This is a genomic window from Nocardia carnea, assembly GCF_029868855.1.
GTDB classification, from domain to species: domain Bacteria; phylum Actinomycetota; class Actinomycetes; order Mycobacteriales; family Mycobacteriaceae; genus Nocardia; species Nocardia carnea_A.
Map to the genome: position 1 here is coordinate 1 of NZ_JARWOV010000282.1, position 21,121 is coordinate 21,121.

The window sequence follows — 21,121 nt, forward strand, 5'->3', positions numbered from 1 at the left end:
CGCATCGCCACCCGCTCGGCGTGGGGTGCGCTGGGGGGGGTGGCCATCGCCCCGAACCCGGCCCCGGTTGCGGCCGCCGCGGCGGCCAGGGCGGTGAGGTCTTCGTCGATATGGTCGAGCTCGGGCGCGGTGATCGGCGCGAACATGCCGGCGATGCGTTTGATTTCGTCGGCGAAACCCGCGACGGCGGGCTCTGCGGCGATATCGCGCCAGACCGCCGCGACCGTCCAGAGCTTGTCGGTGTCGCCGTCGGGGACGGTGATACCGATTTCGTCGAGTAGCCCGATCCCTTCTTCGAGCAGCCCACTACCGGGCCCACCGACCGAGGGCAGCGGTGGGCGGCAGCCAACCAGCAGATTCAACGGGTGCACGGGCGCCTGGGTCGGTGCCGGACCGGGTTTCATATTGGCGTTGTGGTCACCGAGGGCATGCAGATAGCCCAGCTCGGCCACTACGTTGCCGTACCCGTTGACGTTGTTCGCCATCAGCTTCACCTGCATCAACAGGTCGTTGGCCTTGTTGTCGTAGCCGGTGGCCCAGGACTTGGCCTCCTCATAGCTACCGGTCATGTTCTCGCCGGTATCGGCCAGCTTCGGCCAGTGCTTATCCACCGCGCCGATGAATTCGTCGGCGGCCTTCAACAGCGCTGCCGCGGCCTGGTTGTAGACGTCGGTGTCGACGTCGACCACGGTCACTGGGCACCAGCGTCGGGGGCGGGGCCGCGGTCGAGGCGGGCCATGATCGCGGCGAATGTGCTGGTGTAGGAGTCGTGGGCGTTCTTGCCGGCCGCTTCCATTTGCGCCAGCCCGTCGCGCATTTTTTGTGCGCCGGCGTTCCAGGTATCCATAGCGGCGCGGGCGGCGGCGGCAGTTTCCCCGGTCCACGGCTCGGCCGCGCCGTCGCCGTTGTGCAGCCGGTTCATCCGTTGCTGCAGCAGCACCAGCTGGTCGTCGGTGAAACCGAGTAAACCGCGCAGCTGGGCGTTGAGTGCGTCGAGCGCGTCGGTGTCGACATGATGCCGTGACATGACGAAAACCCCTGTTGATCAGATGTTGAGCGAGCTCGGCCGCGGGCCGGTATCGGCCAGATCGGCCGCCAAGGTCTCGTCTACCGAGGCGAATTCCTCGCCCTGCACTCCCAGCAGGTCGGCCATGGCTTCCAGGGAGGACAGCAGTGTCACCGCCCCCTCGCTGGCTTCCTGCCAGCCCGCGGTGAACGCCTGTGCGGCGGGGCCGCCCCAATAGGACATGCCGTCGATTTCGGCGTCGATGCGACGGAACCCGTCACCCACCGTGGTCGCGATCTGCCGAAGGAATGTGGCGGTGTCCGCCATGGCGGCGGCATCCGCGGTAATCGGTTCAGGCGCCATCACCGCTCACCTGGCTCGAGTCGAGTCATACAATCACTGATCCTCACAGCCAGTTCGACGCAGCGAGCGTCTCATCGGTTCCCCCATAGGACCAGCATGCGCAGCATCTCGGCAACTCAGCATGGGCTGCTACCGGTCATTTTCCCCGAGCCCATCATTCAGACACCGCACTTCTGCTGGTGGCGCCAGGCGATAGCGAAAGGTTCTGCCCGGCTGTCACCAGGTCCGGAAGGCGGACGAGGTGGTCTTTCCGGTCGGCGTCGGCCGACGCACCAGAGTCGGTCGACCGATCCCTCAGCGGCTTCACTTACGTGATTCCCCGCGTAGCAGCGCTACCAACGACTCCCGGTCGGTGACATCCAATTTGGTGCAGGCCCTGTACAGATGCCCCTCCACCGTCCGGACCGAGACGGTGAGCCGGTCGGCGATCTGCCGGTTGCTCAGACCCGCCGCGACCAGATTCGCGATCTCGCGTTCCCGGGCGGTGAGCGGTAGCGGCTGGGCGGCGTCGCGCAGGGCCGGGGTCGACGCACCATCGCATGCGGCAGCCAGGCGGTTGGCATGGGCGGCCGATTCCAGCAGTCGTCGCCGGTCCCCCGCCCGGTCGTGGGCGGTGGCGGCCTGCGCCGCGGCATCGGCGGCCGAAAGGCGGGCGCCCAGGTGTTCGAAATCGTTCGCCGCCGCGTCCAGCTCGGCGCCGTCGTGCCGGGAAAGCGCGACCGCGTGCCGAGCCTGCGCCCGCACCAGCGGCCCGTCCACCCGGTTTGCCAGATCGGCCAGCCGCGGCGCCACCGAACCCGCGCCGAACCGGGCCGCGGTATGCAGGGCCAGCGCCTCCACGGCGTGCTGGTCCGCGCGGGCAGCAGCGTCCGCGGCACGGATCGCGCGTTCGACAGCGATGCTGACCGTGCCCTCGGCCGCCGCGAGGCAAGCCCGGGCTATCTCGAGTTGCGGTTCGTACACCGCGCTGTGCCGGCCGCCGCGCGCATCGGCTTCGGCGATCGATTCGGCGGCCTCGGCCGGCCGGCCGAGCGCCGCGTAGGCCTCGGCCAGCCGGATCCGGGCCGGGAACATCCAAGCGGCGGCACCTTCGGCGGTGAGCGCGGCCAGGGCCTGCTCCAGATTGTCGATACCGGCGCCGAACCGGCCGTGCGCCACATCGACGGTGCCCTGCAGGATCTTCGACATACCCCACGCCAAGTATTGGCCGGGCGCGGAATACCCGAAGTACTCGGTGGCCCGGTGGGCCGCGGCCGCCAGATCGCCGGTGAGTACGAGCGCCAGCACCTCGGCATGCGTCGACATGAACCGATTCAGGCCGTCGATATGCGGTTCCACCGCCCGGCCCCGTTCCGCGTAGTCGCGGGCCTCGGCCGCACGGCCCAGCAATGCCGCCGCGAGTCCACCGCCGAAAGCCGCCCACCACACCGCCCACGGCGGCGCGTCGGCGGCCCGCATCACCTGTCCGGATTCGCGCAGCGCATCACCGAGGCGGTTCTCGCTCACTGCGCAAGCAGCGGCGAGCCCGGTCGTGATCAAGGCAATCTTGGGTTGCGTGATACGCGACCGCACCAGCGTCAGCACCTCGTCGGCCCGGTCGGCATCGCCCATCGCCCACAGCAGATTCGACACCCGGGTACTACCCCAGCGGGCCAGCTGCACCTCGTCCAGATCGTCGGCATCGAAACTGGCCAGCGTCCGTTCGGCCTCGATCCGGTGCCCCTGCCACAGCAGCGCGCGGGCCAGCAGGTCCGCCGATTCCACCCCGCCGCGGCGTTCCACCGCCGCGCGCGCGAACCGTTCGCCCAGCGGTAGATTCGCCAGCCCGATCGCATCCTCGGCGGCGGATTCGAACAGTTCCAGATCGGCGGATTTATCGCTGTCCAAAGCCAGTTCGGCGAGCCGGATCCGGTCTGCGGCCGAGTTGATCCGGCGTTGTTTCAGCGCGGAATACAGTTTGCCGCGTAACCGTCGCGAGGTCGCGATACCCAGCCGGCGCCGGATCACCTCACCGAAGAGCGGATGGGTGTACCGGACCACCAGATCGTGTCCGTCCTCCACTACCCGGATCACGCCACCGTTCTCCGCCGCTTCCACTGCCTCCTCCCCGGCGAGCTCGGCCATCACCTCGAGATCGGCGGGTTCACAGAAGGTGAGCAATTCCAGTACCCGCAGGACGGATTCGGGTAGCTGTTCGACCCGGTCCTCCAGCAACGCGGCCAATTCGGAGGTCACGGCGGCCCGGCCCCGCAACTGCCACACCCCGTTCACCTGCCGCAGCGAACCCGCTTCCAGGGCACCCTCCACCAGATGCCGCAGGAACAGCGCGTTACCGCCCGAGGACTCCCACATGAGGTTGGCGGTGAAACCCTCCAGTTGCCCGCCCAGCATCGATTCCACCAGGTCCACGCTCTGCTGCTGAGTGAACGGGGGCAGGTGGATCCGCAGCAGATGGCCGTCCTTCCACAGCGTGGTCACCGCGTCCGGCACCGGAACACCATCGCGCACGGTGGCGACGATCCGCGCCGCCTTGTCGATCGCCAACTGCAACAGCAGAGTCGCGGAGAGCTGGTCGAGCAGATGCGCGTCGTCGACCCCGATGATCGTGAGCCCGTCCGCCAGCAACGCTTCCCGGGCCGCGGCCATGAAGGTCACCGGATCGTGCGCTGTGTACACACCGACCATATGCGCGAACACCCCGAGCGGAATACTGCGCGCCGATTCGGTTCCCGCGACCCAGCGGATGTTTCCACCACCGGCCGTGGCCGCCCGCCGCGCCAGGGTCGTCTTACCGACACCGGGTTCCCCGATGAGTACAGCGCCGACGTTATCGGAGCCGGTGAGCGTCGCGCGAATCGCTTCGAACTCGTTCGCCCGTTCGATCATCGGCCAGTTCCGAGCCATATTGTCTACTGTATAGGCCGCATTACCGGGGGACGCCGCGAACTGTCCACGGCGACACCGGCACTGCGCACCGAACCGGGAACCCGTTCAGCCCTCACCCACTTCACAGGCCAGTCCGTCACCGTCTTCGTCGAGCTGCCGCGAGTATCCGGGCTGCCCACCGAACAGCGGGGTCAGGGATTCGCGGCGGGCGTGATCGCAGTTGATGTAGTAGGGATACTCGTCGTCCTCCGCCTCGGCTTCCGCCCGGTCCGCGGGAAGCGGATGCGACTCGTCGACCCGATTCGATGAGGTCTGGGTATCGGCGGCGGCCGGCGCGGCGGCGAGGACCGTCAGCGCGCAACCGGCGACGACGAGGCGCGCGAGAGTTCTGAAGGCATTCATCACGGGAGTCCTTGGTGCTGGGGTACTCCCATCCTCACGCGCGACCGGGAAAAGTGAAAGGCCCTTGTTCCCGGTCGCGCGTGCGGCGTATCTACTGGGCGCCCGCGGGCGGGTCGCACACCTTCCAGCCGGAATCGGTTTCCTGCAGGTCGAAGGTGCGGGTGGTTTCCTCCGGATCGGCATCGGTCTGCACGGTGACCTGGGCCAAGGCCGTGCGATCGGTGATCTTGACCGCGTCGACACCGGTGACCTCGGGGATGCTGCCCTCACTCACCGCCTGCCGATGGACACCGGCGAATTGCTCCTCCGACAAACCCTGGTAGTAGTCGTGCAGCGCGCCACAGGTGGCGTTGCGCAACGCCGGCAGATCACCGCTTTCCAGCCCCCCGGTGTAATCGCCGATGGCCGCGGTGATCCGGGCCTGCGGCGAATCATCACCCGCCCCGGTGCCCACCAGGATCGCGATCAACGCGACCACGAGCGCCACCGCGACCCCGCCGGCGATGAGCCACTTCTTGTTGCTGTCGCCCGGTGTCGCAGCCGGGGCCGCCGGTTCCACCCGTTGCGGCTGGGCACGCTGCGGCGGCGCCTGCGCGACCCGCTGTTCGGCCACCGTCGGCTTGAGGTCGGCGGGTGAGGGCGCTGTCCCCGGCCGCGGCGGCGCGGGCTGCGGGCGACCACCCGGCCGCGCCCCCGGGGGAGGACCACCCGGACGCTGCGCCGCGGGCTGATCGGGCCGGCCGGGCGCCGGCGACCCCGGACGCTTCGGACCCGGCTGCGGCCGCGGGGTAGCAGGCGGTTTCGACAGCGCCGGCGCGCCCGGCCCGACACGATCGGTCCGGGCGGGGCCCGGCGGGCCACCCGGCGTCTGCCCGGGCCGACCGGCCTTGCGCACCTGGTTCATATCGATCCGCGCGGTGGCGTCGGGATCCGGCTTCTGCGCCGGCATGGCCACGGTGCGCGCCTCATCCGGGCGCGGCTGCCGCGGTATGACAACCGTCCGCGCCTCACCGTTGTCCGGACCCGGCCCGGACTCACCGGGGGTACCCGAGCGATCCTCCCCGTCGGAGTCGCCCGAGTCGTCCTCGGTGGTCCCGGCCCGGTCGTCCTCGCCGCTTTCCGTCGCGGTGCCGGCTTCCGAGTCGGCCGCGATTGCACCGCCGGATGCCGCCTGCCCGCCATCCGCATGTTCCGGGGTACGGCCCGTATCGCCGGGCTCCCCCTCGGTGCCCTTTTCCGAATCTTCCGAATCGCCGGAGTTGTTCCCGGGAACCGGCTCCGTGGTCTCCTTGCCATCCGCCTGTTCCGGGTCACGCACCGCATCGCCGGACTCCGCAACCGCCCCCGTTCCGTTCCGGCCGGAACCGCCCGCGTCGATCGGCTGCACCGCATCGTCCGGCTCGATGGCCGGCTCCGCGGAACTCTCCGCATCGGCCGACCGGCCCCCGGCACGTGTCTCCGGCTCCCCGGCTCCCGCCTGCGCCGCGTTTTGCTTGCCGGCGGTCTGGTCCAGCGTTTTCCCGGCACCAGTTTCGGATTTCCCGGACTTTGCTCCCGCGACAGGCTGGACAGCAGCGTCTCCACCGCCCGACTGCTCCGCGGCACGAGCCTCGCTACCGGGTTCGCCCCCGGCAACTTCTCCCGATTCACCGCCGGTCGATTCCGCCGCACTTCCCGCGTCACCCGGTGTGGTTTCGTCATCGGAGGTGCCTGCGGCGGTTCCGTCCTCGACCGGACCGCCCTGATGGCCGTCCGCGGCGGTACTCCCGGCGGCGCTTGCCGCCGCCACGGCCTCACCGCCCACGCCTGTGGTGCCCGCCGGGTTCTTCAAAGCTTCGGTGGGCGCTCCCGACTCGGATTCGGCCGCACCCTCCACACCGTCGGCAGCCGGACCAGTGGGCCCCTCGATCGACCCGCCGGACGCCCCGGACGCTGCCGCAGATCCTTCTACCGATTCGCCGGATCCCCCGGCTGAGCTGCGCGCGGCACCGGCCGCAGCGTGCGGATCGTCAGCTGCCCTGTCAACGGCGGCCGCATCGGGGCCGGGCCCCTCGGAGGCACGGTCAGCGCTGTTACCTGCCGAATCATTCGCCTGAGCCGTCCCGGGCCGCGGGACATCCGAGCCGGACTTCTCGGCACCGTCGCGCGCCTTCACCGGCCGACCGGAGTCCGTTGGACGGTCGGCGTCCACCGAACCGGATGACGCCGGTGTGCCGCCTGCTGTGGCTTCGGCCTGCCCGGTACCGCTCGATGATCCACCCGCGGTCTCCGGTGCGGCAGCGACCGCAGATTTCGCGCTATCGGACGCCACCGGTACCTCACCGGTGGATGTACCTCCTGCTGCCGGAGGAGCACTGTCGGTTTCTCCGGACGCGCCCGTGCCGGGCGATTCGTCTTCGGCGTCCGAACCTGTTGACGCGGTCGATGCCACCGAGCCGACGGCCGCGGCTCCACCGTCTTCCTCCGGTGGACCGGCTTTTTCCGGCTGGTCACCTGCCTGCTCGGTCGTCTCCACACCGGCGGCAACGGCTTTCCCGGTTGTCGAAGGCTCGTCCGTCGGCTCCGGCGTATCCTCCGCGTGGTCCTCCCCGGCACGGTCCGCCGATCCGCCGTTCGAATCCTGCTCGCCGTTCTCCTGCGGCCGGGTACCGCTTTCGTCGCGGGCCGCGGAAACAGTTGTCCGCTCGGTCGTCTCACCCGATCCGTCGGGCCCCGGTTCGTCACCCTCCGCAGCCGCCGGCGAATCGCCGCCGACTCCGGCCGCGGAACCCGTTCCTTCCGGGGCGGTAGTCCGGATTGCCTCCGTCTCGGCATCGCTTTCCGCTGCCCCGGCGTTGTCCGAACCGCTCACCCGGCCCGCCGACGCCCGCGGGAGAGCCTCGGTGGGGGCGTTGCTCTCCCCGGCGGCGGGCTCGTCATTCGAACCGGTGACGCTGTCGCGACCGAACGCCCGGCGGATCCGGGAGGTCACCGCATCGGCTGCCTGCGACAGCTGCGTTCCGGTGTCCGGCGTGTCCGGCGTCGCGGTAGGCGAGCCGGGGCCGGATTCGGAGCGATTCGGTTTCTCGTCGTCGGTCGGGTGCGGCACCTGTACCCCTCGTTGCTGGCAAACAGAAATGTGACGTAGAAGGCCAGCCTATCGAGCATTCCCGGTAGCCGTGCACAATGAACCGCATGACCTCGTTCGGTGATCTGCTCGGACCGCAACCTGTACTCCTTCCTGAACTGCATGCGGCGGAAGACGCGCTCGACGCGGGCACCGATCCGGTGCAGGTGGCCGCGGAGAATCCGGCCGCTTCTATCGCCTGGGCGGCGCTGGCCGAAGCCGCCCTGGAACGTGCCGCGGATGCCGCGGAACCGATCAATCACGATGTCGTCGCCGCCTACGCGTTCGCCCGTACCGGCTACCACCGTGGGTTGGATCTGCTGCGCCGCAACGGCTGGAAGGGTTTCGGCCCGGTGCCGTGGGAGCACGAGCCCAATCGCGGCTTCCTGCGTAGCGTGGGGGCCCTGGCGAAGGCGGCGCGGGCCGTCGGCGAAACCGACGAGTACGCCCGCTGCCTGGATCTGCTCGAGGATTGCGATCCGCGGGCGGCCGGGGAACTCGGTCTGGACTGAACGATCTCGCGCCCGTGAGTGACCCGAACTCCCGAATAACCCGGGCTCAGGTCCGCGGCAGAGAGCGCCTGCGGCGCTCCTGGACCCGGCTGCGCCTGTCGGCGCTTCCGATTCTGCAGTGCTCGCTGGCCGCGGCGCTGGCCTGGTTCCTGGCCAAGGACGTGGTCGGCCATCCGCTTCCGTTCTTCGCGCCCACGGCCGCCATCGTCTCGATCGGCACCGCCTTCGGGGCGCGGCTGCGCCGTTCACTCGAGCTGGTGGTCGGCGTCGCGGTCGGTATCGGCGTCGGCGATCTGTTCATTTCCCAGGTCGGCACCGGGGTGTGGCAGATCGCGCTGGTGGTGGCGGCGGCCATGGCGCTGGCCATCTTCCTCGACGGCGGGCCCATCATCGGTATCCAGGCGTCCGGTTCGGCCGTACTGGTGGCGACGCTTATGCCGCCGGAGTCCGGGGCCGGTCTGTCCCGGATGGTCGACGCCCTGATCGGTGGGCTGGTGGGTGTGGTGGTCGTCGCCGCGCTACCGCTTCATCCGGTGCGCCGAGCGCGCGAACAGGCGGCGGCGATACTGGGCGTGATGGGTAAATCGCTCACCGATTGCGCGCACGGTCTGCTGGAACAGGATCCGAGCAAGATCCACGATGCCCTCACCGCCGTCCGCGCCACCCAGCAGCAATTGGATTCGCTGCGCAAATCGCTGGAAGGCGGGCGTGAGGTCAGCCGTATTTCGCCGCTCTATTGGAATTCCCGCGACCGGTTGGAGCGATTACGTGCGGCAGCCGATCCGCTCGACAACGCGGTCCGCAACACCCGAGTCCTGCTGCGGCGTTCGCTGACCCTGGTGCGTGACGACGAAATCCTCAATCCTGGGCTGATCGACGAGGTGGAGCGGCTGGCGCAGGCGATCGATGTGGTCCGGCGGATGGTGCTGGCCGATCGCGGCGAACAGCCCGACCGGGCCGAAGCGGCGCGCGCCTTACGATCGGTCGCCAAACAGGCTCGGCCGGAACTGGTTGCGGGTGCGGGTTTGTCGGCGCATGTGGTCTTCGCGCAGATCCGGTCCACCCTGGTCGACTTGATGCAGGTCTGCGGGGTGCAACGGATTTCGGCGATGGCCCTGCTCCCGCCCACCGTTCCCAACCCGTATGTCACGCCACAGAATTGAGTGCGGTGCCGCGCGGCTACGCGGATCGGACGCTGGAGTCCACCGGTTTTCCGCGTAGTGGACTACCCGTTACCGTTCACCCGGTCGTGAACTAATGTGAAACATGACCGAACCGGTTGTGCCGGAACGGTCGGGACCCCACCCGCACGCCGCGTTGCCGACGGACGGCGCTGCCGCGCACCGGACGTTCGGATACCCGGACGCAGGCCCGGGCGGGGTATCCGGGCCCGTCCGGCCGGAGCCGCGCCGGGCGGGCCCAGCTTATCGATCTACGCCCAGAACCGGGTCAGATATCCGCCGTACCGGGACCACTGTTCGGAGACCCCGGAGAAGTCGTACAGGGTGTAGACCGCGTCGAAGAACACCTGGTTGATCGCGGGGGTGAACAACAGGGCGAACAGGATGAGCATGCCGAACGGTTTGAACTGGTCCAGGCCGCGCCGGGTCTGGTAGCTCAGCGAGGGTTCCACGATCCCGTATCCGTCCAGACCGGGTATCGGCAGCAGATTCAACAGGGTCGCCGTCACCTGCAGGAAAGCCAGGAAGCTCAGTCCGAACCAGAACGCCGGATTTTCCTGCGCACTACCGAACACCCGGACGACGAGCAACAGCACCACCGCGCACAGCGCATTCACCGCCGGACCCGCGGCGCTGATCAGCCGCTGGGTCCGGGGCGGCACCTGATGGGCATGGATGTATACGGCTCCACCGGGCAGCCCGATCCCGCCGAGCGCGATGAACACCATCGGCAGCACGATCGACAGCAGCGGATGACTGTATTTCAGCGGATTCAGGGTCAGATACCCGCGCAACTCCACTTCACGGTCTCCGGCCCGCCACGCGAGATAAGCATGGGCGAATTCGTGCAGGCACAAGCTCACCACCCAGCCGAAGACGACCAGTACGAAAACGCCCGCCTTCGCCCAGGCCGAATCCAGTTCCGCGTTCCAGGCGAGCACACCACCGGTCACCGCCAGCAGCAGTACCAGCAAGAAAACGGGGCTGGGCCGGACCGCACCCCGGCGCAGGGCGGCAACACCGCCGCTCATCGAACCAGCAGCCAGGGCTCGTGGTGCCGGTAGAAACTCGACCGCGGCACCGTGCGGTCGCTCTGCACACCGTCGCGGTTGATCACGGCGGCGGGGGTACCGAGCTGGGCGGCGCGCCCCACGGCCCAGCGCCGGCGCCGGAAGCGGCGCGGCACACTGGCCCGGACTCCGGGCAGCTCGAGGGTCGGGGTCACGAACATCGCCCGGACCTCGCCGGAGAACAGCCGTGTTTCGTCCACGTAGGCCTCGCCGGTGAGCGGCGTGCCGTTCACGCCGGTGATCTTGGCTCTACCCACCAGGACGGTGCCGGTGTCGTCACGGATGAGCGGCACCTCTTCGGCCCTACCGTCCAGCGCACGGCGCGCCGCGGCGTTCCCGGTGCCGAGTTGGTAGGCCTGCTCGGCATAGGTGTGGTCCGGCGGCACATAGCCGACCTCCACATGCAGACGCTCGGTTCGCATCAGATGGGTCAGGACCGCCGCCAGGGCGGCGTCGTCACCCAGCACGATCAGCCGCGGCAGACTATCCGCCGCCAGCACCGGCAGCAGCTCGTCGATCAGCGTGGTATCCGGAACAGCCGCAGTTTGGCTGGTGGGCTGGGCGGCGAGCGCAATAGGCACCGGAGCATCGGCACAGCGGAGAACATGGGTACTCAAACGCCCAACACCCTCCTCGGACCGGTCACCCACGAGTGTAGAGGGTGTGCCGCGCCGACTCGCACAACGGGCCTGGTACAGCGGCCGTTCCCGGCGGCCTCCGGTGCCTCGAGTAGACTGTGCTCCCGGCTTCCTCCCCATTACGGCAGGTAGCTGCAGCACGAGGTGCGTGCTGCGCGTCGACCCGTAGGAGACACGACCATGCCGGCAATCGTCCTCATCGGCGCCCAGTGGGGCGACGAGGGCAAGGGCAAAGCCACCGACCTACTCGGCGGCCGCGTGCAGTGGGTAGTGCGGTACCAGGGCGGTAACAACGCCGGCCATACCGTGGTGCTGCCCAACGGGGACAACTTCGCGCTGCACCTCATCCCCTCCGGAATCCTGACGCCGGGTGTCCGCAACGTCATCGGCAACGGTGTCGTGGTCGACCCCGGGGTACTGCTCGACGAACTCGCGGGTCTGGAGGAACGCGATGTCGACACCTCCGGCCTGCTGCTCTCCGCCGATGCCCACCTGATCATGCCGTACCACGTGGCCATCGATAAGGTCACCGAGCGGTTCCTCGGCAACAACAAGATCGGCACCACCGGGCGCGGTATCGGCCCCTGCTACCAGGACAAAGTGGCGCGGGTCGGGGTGCGCGTGGCCGATGTACTCGACGAGAAGATTCTCACCCAGAAGGTGGAGGCGGCGCTCGAGTTCAAGAACCAGGTGCTGGTGAAGATCTACAACCGGCGCGCGCTCGAACCGCAGCAGGTGGTCGACGAGGTGCTGGCGCAGGCGGAGAAGTTCGCGCACCGGATCAGCGATACCCGGCTGGAACTGAACGTGGCACTCGAACGCGGCGAGACCGTGCTGCTGGAGGGCTCGCAGGGCACGCTGCTCGACGTCGACCACGGCACGTACCCCTACGTCACCTCCTCCAACCCGACCGCCGGCGGTGCCGCGGTCGGCGCAGGGATCGGGCCCAACCAGATCGGCACAGTGCTGGGCATCCTCAAGTGCTACACCACCCGGGTGGGATCCGGCCCGTTCCCGACCGAACTGTTCGACGAATCGGGCGCCTACCTGGCGAAAACCGGCGGCGAGGTGGGCGTGACCACCGGCCGGGCCCGCCGCTGCGGCTGGTTCGACGCGGTGATCGCCCGCTACGCCACCCGGGTCAACGGCATCACCGACTACTTCCTCACCAAGCTCGATGTGCTGTCCAGCCTGGAACGGGTCCCGATCTGTGTGGCCTACGAGGTGGACGGCGAGCGGGTCGAGCAGATGCCGACCACCCAGACCGGTTTCCACCACGCCAAACCGATCTACGAGGAGATGCCGGGCTGGTGGGAGGACATCTCCCAGGCACGCACCTTCGACGAACTGCCCGCCAACGCCCAGGCCTATGTGCACCGGCTCGAGGAACTCTCCGGCGCCCGGATGTCCTGCATCGGGGTGGGGCCGGGCCGCGAGCAGACGATCGTCCGCCACGACATCCTGGGTTAGGCGCCGGCGCTCGGTAATCGGGCGGTTCAGCGGATGGCTCGGAAAGCCAGGACGGTAGTGCCGATGCGGATTGCGTCGCCGTCGGCGAGCAGCGCGGAATCTATCGGCTCCTCGTTGACGTAGACCCCGTTCGCGGAATCCAGGTCTTCGATCAGCAGGCCGGCCCGGCCCAGTTTGATCTGGGCGTGATAGCGGCTGGCCTTGGGATCGTCGAGGATCAGATCGTTATCGGTCATCCGGCCGATCCGGAAGCTGCCGTGCGCGACGAGCACCAGCCGTCCGTCGGGCAGCCGCAACTGCCCGCTGCGTACCGAACGCGGCACCTCGGTGACCGTATCGGTCATCGCGGCGGCCATCCGCTCGGCGGTCTTGAACTCCACGGGGCTCAGCGGCTCCTGCCGCAGCACCCGGCGCTCCAGTTCGACCAGGGCAGGCCCGGGGTCGATACCGAGTTCCTCGGCCAGAACCGTGCGCACCCGCCGGCACGCCTCGAGCGCGTCGGCGTGCCGTTCGGAGAGGTAGAGCGCGGTGATGAGCTGCCCCCACAGCGGTTCGCGCAGCGGATGTTCATTGGTCAGCGCGACCAGTTCGCCGATCACCGCGGCGGCACGGCCGCAGGCGATCTCCGCGTCGAAGCGCGCCGAAACCGCCAGCAGGCGTTCTTCTTCCATCGCGGTGGCGAAACTGTCCGCGAACCCCAGACCGGCCAGATCCGAGAGCGCCCGGCCGTTCCACTCCCGCAGCGCGGTGGTGAACAGCCGCGACGCCGACGCGTGATCGCCGGCGCCCGCGGCGCGATTGCCCGCGTCCCGAGCCGCCTCGAACCGGCCGAGATCGCAGGCATCGTCGGCGATCTCGAGCCGGTACCCGGAGGATTCGGTGCGCAATACCGCGGCCGGGTCCACCCCGGAATTCCGCAATGCCTTGCGGATATTGGAGACGAATACCTGCAGGCTCGCGGCGTAGGCGTCCGGCGGCGCCTCGTTCCAGACCATATCGGCCAGGGTCGCCGAGGCCACGGCACGGCGCCGGTTCACCGCGAGCGCGGCCAGCAACGCTCGCGGTTTGGGCCCGCCGACCGCGACCGGCTCACCGCCGACCGATAATCGGACGGGTCCCAGCACACGAAGATCGAGCGTCATCTCGCAGTGAGCGCGACGGCGCGATCAGGCACTGATCGAACGTCCCGCGGAGTGCAGGTCCTCGCAGGCCTGCACCACTCGGGCCGCCATCGAGAGCTCGGCCTTCTTCAGGTAGCTGCGCGGATCGTAGGTCTTCTTGTTGCCGACCTCGCCGTCGATCTTCAGCACACCGTCGTAGTTGCTGAACATATGGGCGGCGACGGGCCGGGTGAAGGCGTACTGGGTGTCGGTGTCGACGTTCATCTTCACCACGCCGTAGCGCAGCGAATCGTCGATCTCCGATTTCAGCGAACCGGAACCGCCGTGGAAGACGAAATCGAAGGGCTGCGCGTCGGCACCCAGGCCCAGCTTGGCGGCGGCAACCTTCTGGCCCTCGGCCAGCACCTCGGGCTTGAGCACCACGTTGCCGGGCTTGTAGACACCGTGCACATTGCCGAAGGTGGCGGCGAGCAGGTATTTGCCCTTCTCACCTGCGCCGAGCGCGTCGATGGTCTTCTCGAAATCCGCGGGCGAGGTGTAGAGCTTCTCGTTGATCTCGGCCTCGACACCGTCCTCTTCACCGCCGACGACGCCGATCTCGACCTCGAGGATGATCCTGGCGGCGGTCGCGGCGGACAGCAGCTCCTGGGCGATGGACAGATTCTCGTCGATCGGAACCGCCGAACCGTCCCACATATGCGACTGGAACAGCGGATTCTTACCCGCGTTCACCCGCTCCTGGGAGATGGCCAGCAGCGGGCGGACGAAACCGTCCAGCTTGTCCTTGGGGCAGTGGTCGGTGTGCAGCGCAATGGTGACGCCGTACTTCTCGGCCACCACATGCGCGAATTCGGCGAGCGCGACAGCACCGGTGACCATATCCTTCACCCCCTGGCCGGAACCGAATTCCGCGCCACCGGTGGAGAATTGGATGATCCCGTCACTGCCCGCCTCGGCGAAACCCTTGATCGCCGCGTTGATCGTCTCCGACGATGTGCAGTTGATGGCCGGGAAGGCGAAAGAGTTCGCCTTGGCCTGACCGAGCATCTCGGCGTAGACCTCCGGAGTCGCGATCGGCACTGTGAAGACCTCCGTGTAGTGCGGCAGACGGGATTGTCTGTTTCTGCACATACCCTAAGCCAGACGGATTCCATCCGGTATAAGGGGATTGTTTGCGCCGCTGCACCCTGCGGGCTCGGCGGTAACCGGTACTGTGGGCCGGGTGATTGCGCTGGCAGCTACCGACGCGGTGACGAGCAATCTGGCTCTGACCGAACTGCTCGACCCGATGCACCTGTTGACCGAAACCTGGCTGAAGAATGCGGTGCTACCGGCAATTCTGGTGATCGTCTTCATCGAGACGGGTCTGCTGTTCCCACTGCTGCCCGGCGATTCGCTGCTGTTCACCGGCGGTCTGCTGGCGGCGCAGGAGAACCCTCCGGTTTCGATCTGGGTCCTGCTGCCCGCGGTCACCTTCATCGCCTTCGCCGGCGATCAGTGCGGTTACTGGATCGGCCGGGCCATCGGTCCGGCACTGTTCAGCAAGGAAGACACTCGTTTCTTCAAGAAGAGCTATGTGACCGAAACGCACGAATTCTTCGAGAAACACGGCCCCAAAACGATCATCCTCGCCCGATTCGTCCCGATCGTCCGGACCTTCATGCCCGTCCTTGCCGGGGTGTCGAAGATGAGCTACCGGCGTTATGTCGCTTTCGATATCGTCGGCGCCGTCGCGTGGGGCGGCGGCGTGACCGTACTCGGGTACTTCCTGGGCAATGTGGCCTTCATCCGCGACCACGTCGAGGGCATCTTCCTGCTCATCGTGTTCGTCTCGATCCTGCCGGGCATCAGCGCGGTGGCCAAGAAGTTGACCAACCGCAAGACCCCGGCCGCACCGGTCGCCGAACACGGCCTGGTCTCCACCGCCGAATTGCCCGCCGTGGACCTGGCGGACCCGGTCACCAGCACCATGCCCCTGCCGGTTGTGCCGAACCACGCGACGGCCGGCACGAACGAGATCCCCGTCCGGTAAGTGGTGTCCGCCTCGGCCGAGCCCTACGCGATGGGCAATTTCGATCCGCTGATCTCCGCCGGTCCCGCGCTGGTCTGGACGGTGGTCCTGACCTTCGTCTTCCTGGAATGCGCGTTCATCCTCGGGCTCTTCCTGCCCGGTGATTCCATGCTGCTGACCGCCGGCATAGTCATGGCCTCGCATTCGAGCGGGGAAACCCAGGTCTGGCTGCTTTCGGTGGGCGCGATGCTCGCCGCGATCGCCGGAAACCAGGTCGGCTACGTCGTCGGGCGCAGAACCGGGCACAAACTCGTCGCCCGGAAGAACGGGCGATATATCAACACCGAGAACCTGACCAGGGTGGCCGAGCTGCTGCGCCGGCACGGTTTCCTCGCGGTGCTGATCGCCCGGTGGATCCCCTGGGTGCGCACACTGTGCCCGATGGTGGCGGGCGCCGCCGAAATGGACCATCGCCGGTATACCGTCGCCAGCACCATCGGCGCGATCATCTGGGCGCCCGTACTGCTCCTGATGGGGTATTACGCCGGTAGTTTCATCCAGCAGTTCACCTGGCTGATGCCGATCGTGATCGGTTCGCTGGTGGCGTGCCTCGTGGTGGGCACCGTGATCGGAATCCGGCAGTACCGCCACGAAATGGCGCAGCCGGCCGAGGATTTCGAAGTGGATTCCGCCGCTGCCGACACCACCCCACTGCCGGCGCTGGGCACCGGAGAGCACAAACCGATGCCGCGCTCGTACGGCACCGGCGCCGGGCGGTGGGAGCTACAGTCCCGCCGCGGTGACCATATGAGCAGCCTCCATGAGCATCCATCCCGAGAGCTGTACCGATAGATCGCGTTCGGGGACGCGGGAGGAGGTCACCGCGCCGTTCGAATTGAGACCACCGGCGCCCGCGGTACCCCCCGGCAGCTGGGCCGAGCGGGTCCAGTCGTGCCCGAACAGCGGTTCGCCCTCCACGTCGAGCCGGTTGGCCCAGGCCGCGGCCGCGGATTGCTCGACGATCCGGGCGGCGATCCGCCGATCGGCGAGTTGTTCGTGTTCCGAACCGGGCAGCATGAGCGCGACCAGGGCGAGATAGCGGACGAGGATTCCGTTGAACAAACCCCCGTCGCCGCCGGAGCCTCCCCGGATCACACCGTCGCTGGTGAGGTTGACCTCCACCGCGTCGAGGAGCCGGTGCACGCGGTCGAGGTGGACCGGATCACCGGTGTGCACGGCGAGCTCGGTCTCCAACCCGAGCACGACGCCCTGGCAGTAGCTGTAGAACGTTTTCTCGAGCCTGCCGGACGGGAGATGGATACCGTCGAAGATCAGGCCGGTCTCCGGATCCCGCAGGGTGGTATCGATCCATTCGGCCATTTCGGCGGCCCGCTCGTAGCGGCCCAGCCGGGACAGTGCAATACCCGCGGGGCCGTTGGCCGGGGCATTGTAGAAATCGTCCCCGGTCCGCCACGGAATACCGCCGCCCACCGCCGGGTCCCAGGCACCGAACAGTTTCTGTTCCAGCGGCCCCAGGCCGCCGCGTGCCTCGTCGTTGTCCTGCACCCGGGCCGCCCGTTCCAGGGCGATGGCCAGCCAGGCCATATCGTCGTAGTAGCGGTTGGTCCAGCCGGTGAGATTGCGCATGCGGTGCGAACGGACCAGTGCGCCGATCCGTTTACGGCGTTCGATCGTCGGCGCCCGGTTGGCGGCATCGACCGCGCAATCGATGAGATGAGCCTGCCACCAGTAATGCCAGGTGAGGAAGAAGCGTTCCCGCCGGGTGGAGGGCCAGCCCACCACACCGAGGGCGGTACCGGGCAGCAACCACACCGGTTCGATATGCCGCGACACAACGGCGGCCTCGGCCATATCGGCACGGTCGGACCAGAGTGTCCCGGGGTTGCCCTGCGCCCTGCGCTGTTGCCCGGACGCGCGCCGGGGAACGTCGAGATCGTCGCTGGGCGAGGTCATGCACCCATATTGCCAGGAAAAACGGAATTCTCGCCGCTCAATTGTTACCGAGTCGAGGCGGAACCGTTCGATTCACCGGCGCTCGTGTCGGCTGCGAGGTGAATTGCCGCCGGACAGAGCGCGGAGCAATGTCCTACTGCTATGTCAAGGGCGGTTAACATACGAGCCGTTTTTCGCGCGCGCCTCGCTCGTCGAGAACGTGATCCGGCAGTAAATCGAATCGGCACAGGCAATTTCGACCGGACCAGACCGAACAGCGGCCCATCCACCGGACCGAACTACGATCGTGCCGTGACGAACGCAGCGCCATCGGCCGACCCCGGCCCCGACCATCGCCCAGCCGAGGCCACCGCAACGGTCGCACCGGACCCCGGCGCACGGCGCGACGACGATACAACAGCCGATCCCACAGCGGGCGAACCCGGCCCCACGGAATGGGGCGAACACCCGCAGGGAGTCGGACCGTGGGCCGCCGAACACACCGGGCCGCCGCCGGAGGACGACCGGCTCGATCCGGTCCTGCTCGCGGAGGGCGATCGCCGCAATGTGGTCGACGCGTACCGGTACTGGACCCGGGAGGCGATCGTCGCCGATATCGACCGGCGCCGCCACCCCTTCCATATCGCGATCGAGAACTTCGGGCACGACGCGAATATCGGCACCGTGGTGCGCACCGCCAACGCCTTCGCGGCCGGCGCGGTACATATCGTCGGCCGCCGCCGCTGGAACCGGCGCGGCGCCATGGTCACCGACCGCTACCAGCACATCGTCCACCACCCCGATATCGAGGCGCTGCTGGAATTCACCACCGCCGAGGACCTTAGTGTGGTCGCGGTGGACAATGTGCCGGGCTCGGTGCCGCTGGAAACGGTGCGCCTGCCGCGGCGCTGCCTGCTGCTGTTCGGTCAGGAAGGCCCCGGGGTGAGCGACGGCGCCCGCGATGCCGCGGTACTCACCGTTTCCATCGCCCAGTTCGGGTCCACTCGCAGTATCAACGCGGGTGTCGCGGCGGGTATCGCCATGCACACCTGGATCCGGCAGCACGCCGATCTCACCACCGCCTGGTGAGGGTCCCCGGGGTTTCCGTAAACCGGGCCTGCGAATATCAGGCCGAAGCCGCCCCGACGACCGCCAGCACGATGAAGAAGATGATCGCGAGCAAATAGAGGATCAGCACGACCGATGTGACGATGCCGAGTACGTAACCGATCATCACATTGCTACGGCCACCGACCGTGCCGGCGGAGGCGTCGATCTCGTTGAGCGCCTTCTTCCCCATCACCCACGCGAACGGACCGCAGATCGCACAGAACAAGCTGACGATCCCGAGGACGAGCACGGTGGTGGTCTGCGGATGGTCCGGCGGGGGCGGACCGTATCCGGGATATCCGTACCCGGGCGGCGGGGTGGGGTAACTCATGCGTGGATAGTAACCGCACCCGTCGAAACCGCACGACCGGAAAACCGCAGGCCGCGGCTCGGTACCACGAATGCGCCTCCGGCACAGTCCCCGCGTGCGCCTCCGGCACAGCGTCGCAGGTGAGCCTCCGGCTCACTGCCGCACGTGCGCCTCCGGATCGGCGAGCAGGAACTGGGCACCACCGTAGGTCGCCAGAATGATCCCCTCGATCACCCGTCGTGACCGCTGCCCGCGGGCGAAAAGCCGCCGTACCACGATCAGACCGTCGGACACCGTGAACAACAGTGCGCCGAGGCCGAGCCGGCTGCGCGGCTCCGCATCGGGAATATTGAGCCCGGCAATGCTTTTCGCCTCCGGGGCCAGGGCCGGATCGGAAGCCAGGACGGCCGCGCTGCCGAGGGTGAGACCGTAGGCGCTCAACGGCGCGGCCAGCGCGGGCGCCTTTGTCCGCAGCATCCCGGCGGCGGCGGCCCAGGCCAGCACCCGGGGAATGACGACATTCGACCGCGGACGCGCACCCCGGCGCCACCACAGCGCCGCGTATCCGCTTTGCATCACCGCGAACGAGGAGGCACCGGCGATCAGCCGGCGATCGTCGTCGGGTTCGATCAGCAGTACGTCACCGACGGTCGCGGCGCCGAGCGAACTCAATAGCAGGGCGCGCTCCGGCGCCGCGATATCCGCCGTGCTGGTGGCGATATCGGCCGCCAGCAACGGCATCATCAGCGGTTTCGCCACCCACTGCAACGATTGCCGCCCGGTCAGCGCACCCGCCACGGTGACGGCGGTCGCGACCAGATAACCCGCGCGGAAGGGCCGCATCGCTACAGGCTCGCCTCGGCGGGGGCGGGCGGCAGGGTCACGACCTGTCCCGCATAGCTGAGCCCGGCGCCGAATCCGAGCAGCAAGGCCAGTTGACCGCCCTTGGCCTTACCGGTCGCCAGCATCTCCTCCATGGCCAGCGGAATCGAGGCCGCGGAGGTGTTTCCGGTGTTCTCGATATCGCCCGCCATCGGGATATCGTCGGCCAAGCCCAGGTTCTTCTTCATCAGCTCGTTGATCCGGGCGTTGGCCTGATGCGGGATGAAGACCTCGATATCTTCCTTCGATACCCCGGCCATATCCAGTGCGGTGGACAACGCACGCGGCAAGGTGACGGCCGCCCAGCGGAAAACCCGCGGTCCTTCCATCCGCAGTGCCATCCGACCGACCGGCTCCACCTCGGGATCGGTGCCCTGCAGATCCTGCGCCCGCTGCATGTAATCGATGAAGTTGACGTCCTGTTTGATCGCCTCGGCGTTCTCGCCGTCACTGCCCCAGACCGTCGGCGAGATCCCGTTGTCCTCGCTCGGCCCGAGCACCACCGCGCCCGCGCCGTCACCGAAGATGAATGCCGTGCCCCGGTCGGTCGGGTCGATCCCGATGGTCATCGTCTCGGCACCGATGAGCAGTATGTATTCGGCGGAACCGGCGCGGATCATATCCGCGGCCACACCGAGCCCGTAGCCGAACCCACCGCAGCCGGAGGTGAGATCGAAGGCGGGGATACCGTTCATTCCCAGATCACTGGCAACGATCGGAGCACCGTGCGGGGTCAGCATCGGCCAGCTGGACGTGGCCAGGATCAGCGCGCCGATGCGGGACGGATCCACCCCGCTGTTGCGCAACGCCCGCCCGCCGGCGGCCACCGAGATCGATCGCAACGATTCGTCGCCGCTGATCCAGCGCCGGTTCCGGATACCGCTGCGCTCGAAAATCCACTCGTCCGAGGAATCCAGCACCTGGCACACCTCGTCGTTGCTGACCACGCGCTGCGGCCGGTAGGCACCGATTCCGAGCATCGCGACGTTGTCGTGCCCCTTTTTGCCGGCAATGCTCACCACGACGCTCACGACCCTTCACTCACAGTTCTGACGGATTCCCAGGCTAACGGAGCCGGACGCGACGTCGAACAGCCCGTC

At 68.0% G+C, this 21,121-nt stretch carries 18 protein-coding genes and 2 pseudogenes; 6 read left to right on the forward strand and 14 right to left on the reverse strand.

The genetic code is table 11. The annotated features are described in order from the left end of the window. The 6 genes and pseudogenes from QH195_RS29025 to QH195_RS29050 form a co-directional block, all read right to left on the reverse strand. Positions 1–695: pseudogene (locus QH195_RS29025) on the reverse strand (ADP-ribosyltransferase); the annotation flags it as partial. After that, positions 692–1,027 carry a WXG100 family type VII secretion target gene (locus tag QH195_RS29030; protein ID WP_280437733.1) on the reverse strand — a complete coding sequence of 112 codons (336 nt, stop codon included), beginning with the start codon at positions 1,025–1,027 and terminating at the stop codon, positions 692–694. The gene QH195_RS29030 and the pseudogene QH195_RS29025, both read right to left, overlap by 4 nt. An 18-nt stretch (positions 1,028–1,045) precedes the next feature. Then, complete coding sequence (locus QH195_RS29035) at positions 1,046–1,369, reverse strand: WXG100 family type VII secretion target (RefSeq protein ID WP_280420244.1); 324 nt, start codon at positions 1,367–1,369, stop codon at positions 1,046–1,048. A gap of 303 nt (positions 1,370–1,672) precedes the next feature. Beyond that, complete coding sequence (locus QH195_RS29040) at positions 1,673–4,273, reverse strand: LuxR C-terminal-related transcriptional regulator (protein WP_280437734.1); 2,601 nt, start codon at positions 4,271–4,273, stop codon at positions 1,673–1,675. A gap of 87 nt (positions 4,274–4,360) precedes the next feature. After that, positions 4,361–4,657, reverse strand: a complete 297-nt coding sequence (locus tag QH195_RS29045; protein ID WP_280437735.1) for an excalibur calcium-binding domain-containing protein — start codon at positions 4,655–4,657, stop codon at positions 4,361–4,363. Positions 4,658–4,748: 91 nt separating this feature from the next. Beyond that, on the reverse strand, positions 4,749–7,745 hold the full coding sequence (locus QH195_RS29050; protein ID WP_280437736.1) for an Rv0361 family membrane protein: 2,997 nt from the start codon (positions 7,743–7,745) through the stop codon (positions 4,749–4,751). A gap of 86 nt (positions 7,746–7,831) precedes the next feature. Between QH195_RS29050 and QH195_RS29055 the strand changes: the two genes are divergently transcribed. Both QH195_RS29055 and QH195_RS29060 read left to right on the forward strand, forming a co-directional pair. Further along, positions 7,832–8,275: a DUF3151 domain-containing protein gene (locus tag QH195_RS29055; protein ID WP_280420216.1), complete on the forward strand. Its 444-nt coding sequence runs from the start codon at positions 7,832–7,834 to the stop codon at positions 8,273–8,275. 14 nt (positions 8,276–8,289) lie between these two features. Further along, on the forward strand, positions 8,290–9,438 hold the full coding sequence (locus QH195_RS29060; protein WP_280420217.1) for an FUSC family protein: 1,149 nt from the start codon (positions 8,290–8,292) through the stop codon (positions 9,436–9,438). A 269-nt stretch (positions 9,439–9,707) separates the two neighbouring features. Here QH195_RS29060 and QH195_RS29065 read toward each other — a convergent pair whose 3' ends face one another. Both QH195_RS29065 and QH195_RS29070 read right to left on the reverse strand, forming a co-directional pair. Beyond that, on the reverse strand, positions 9,708–10,487 hold the full coding sequence (locus tag QH195_RS29065; RefSeq protein ID WP_280437737.1) for a site-2 protease family protein: 780 nt from the start codon (positions 10,485–10,487) through the stop codon (positions 9,708–9,710). Beyond that, positions 10,484–11,143 carry a hypothetical protein gene (locus QH195_RS29070; protein WP_280420219.1) on the reverse strand — a complete coding sequence of 220 codons (660 nt, stop codon included), beginning with the start codon at positions 11,141–11,143 and terminating at the stop codon, positions 10,484–10,486. The genes QH195_RS29065 and QH195_RS29070 overlap by 4 nt, the downstream gene beginning before the upstream one ends. A 201-nt stretch (positions 11,144–11,344) precedes the next feature. Between QH195_RS29070 and QH195_RS29075 the strand changes: the two genes are divergently transcribed. Further along, positions 11,345–12,634: an adenylosuccinate synthase gene (locus QH195_RS29075; protein ID WP_280420220.1), complete on the forward strand. Its 1,290-nt coding sequence runs from the start codon at positions 11,345–11,347 to the stop codon at positions 12,632–12,634. A gap of 26 nt (positions 12,635–12,660) precedes the next feature. Here QH195_RS29075 and QH195_RS29080 read toward each other — a convergent pair whose 3' ends face one another. Continuing rightward, complete coding sequence (locus QH195_RS29080) at positions 12,661–13,776, reverse strand: BTAD domain-containing putative transcriptional regulator (protein WP_280437738.1); 1,116 nt, start codon at positions 13,774–13,776, stop codon at positions 12,661–12,663. A gap of 24 nt (positions 13,777–13,800) precedes the next feature. Next, entirely contained in the window at positions 13,801–14,835 is a 1,035-nt protein-coding gene (gene fbaA / locus QH195_RS29085) for a class II fructose-bisphosphate aldolase (protein WP_280437739.1), read from the reverse strand. A 208-nt stretch (positions 14,836–15,043) separates the two neighbouring features. Between fbaA and QH195_RS29090 the strand changes: the two genes are divergently transcribed. Both QH195_RS29090 and QH195_RS29095 read left to right on the forward strand, forming a co-directional pair. Next, on the forward strand, positions 15,044–15,787 hold the full coding sequence (locus QH195_RS29090; protein ID WP_280420234.1) for a DedA family protein: 744 nt from the start codon (positions 15,044–15,046) through the stop codon (positions 15,785–15,787). Positions 15,788–15,817: 30 nt separating this feature from the next. Continuing rightward, positions 15,818–16,459 (forward strand): annotated as a pseudogene (locus QH195_RS29095) (DedA family protein); the annotation flags it as partial. Positions 16,460–16,549: 90 nt separating this feature from the next. Here the strand turns inward: QH195_RS29095 and QH195_RS29100 are convergent. Beyond that, entirely contained in the window at positions 16,550–17,638 is a 1,089-nt protein-coding gene (locus tag QH195_RS29100; RefSeq protein ID WP_280437745.1) for a glycoside hydrolase family 76 protein, read from the reverse strand. Positions 17,639–18,031: 393 nt separating this feature from the next. Between QH195_RS29100 and QH195_RS29105 the strand changes: the two genes are divergently transcribed. Next, entirely contained in the window at positions 18,032–18,808 is a 777-nt protein-coding gene (locus QH195_RS29105; RefSeq protein WP_280437740.1) for a TrmH family RNA methyltransferase, read from the forward strand. 37 nt (positions 18,809–18,845) lie between these two features. Here QH195_RS29105 and QH195_RS29110 read toward each other — a convergent pair whose 3' ends face one another. The 3 genes from QH195_RS29110 to QH195_RS29120 form a co-directional block, all read right to left on the reverse strand. Beyond that, positions 18,846–19,160 (reverse strand): DUF4190 domain-containing protein, encoded by a 315-nt coding sequence (locus QH195_RS29110; RefSeq protein ID WP_280420224.1) that lies wholly within the window; start codon positions 19,158–19,160, stop codon positions 18,846–18,848. A 132-nt stretch (positions 19,161–19,292) separates the two neighbouring features. Beyond that, positions 19,293–19,982: a lysoplasmalogenase gene (locus QH195_RS29115; protein ID WP_280437741.1), complete on the reverse strand. Its 690-nt coding sequence runs from the start codon at positions 19,980–19,982 to the stop codon at positions 19,293–19,295. A gap of 2 nt (positions 19,983–19,984) precedes the next feature. Continuing rightward, on the reverse strand, positions 19,985–21,043 hold the full coding sequence (locus QH195_RS29120) for a beta-ketoacyl-ACP synthase 3 (protein ID WP_280420236.1): 1,059 nt from the start codon (positions 21,041–21,043) through the stop codon (positions 19,985–19,987). Positions 21,044–21,121 lie beyond the last annotated feature (78 nt).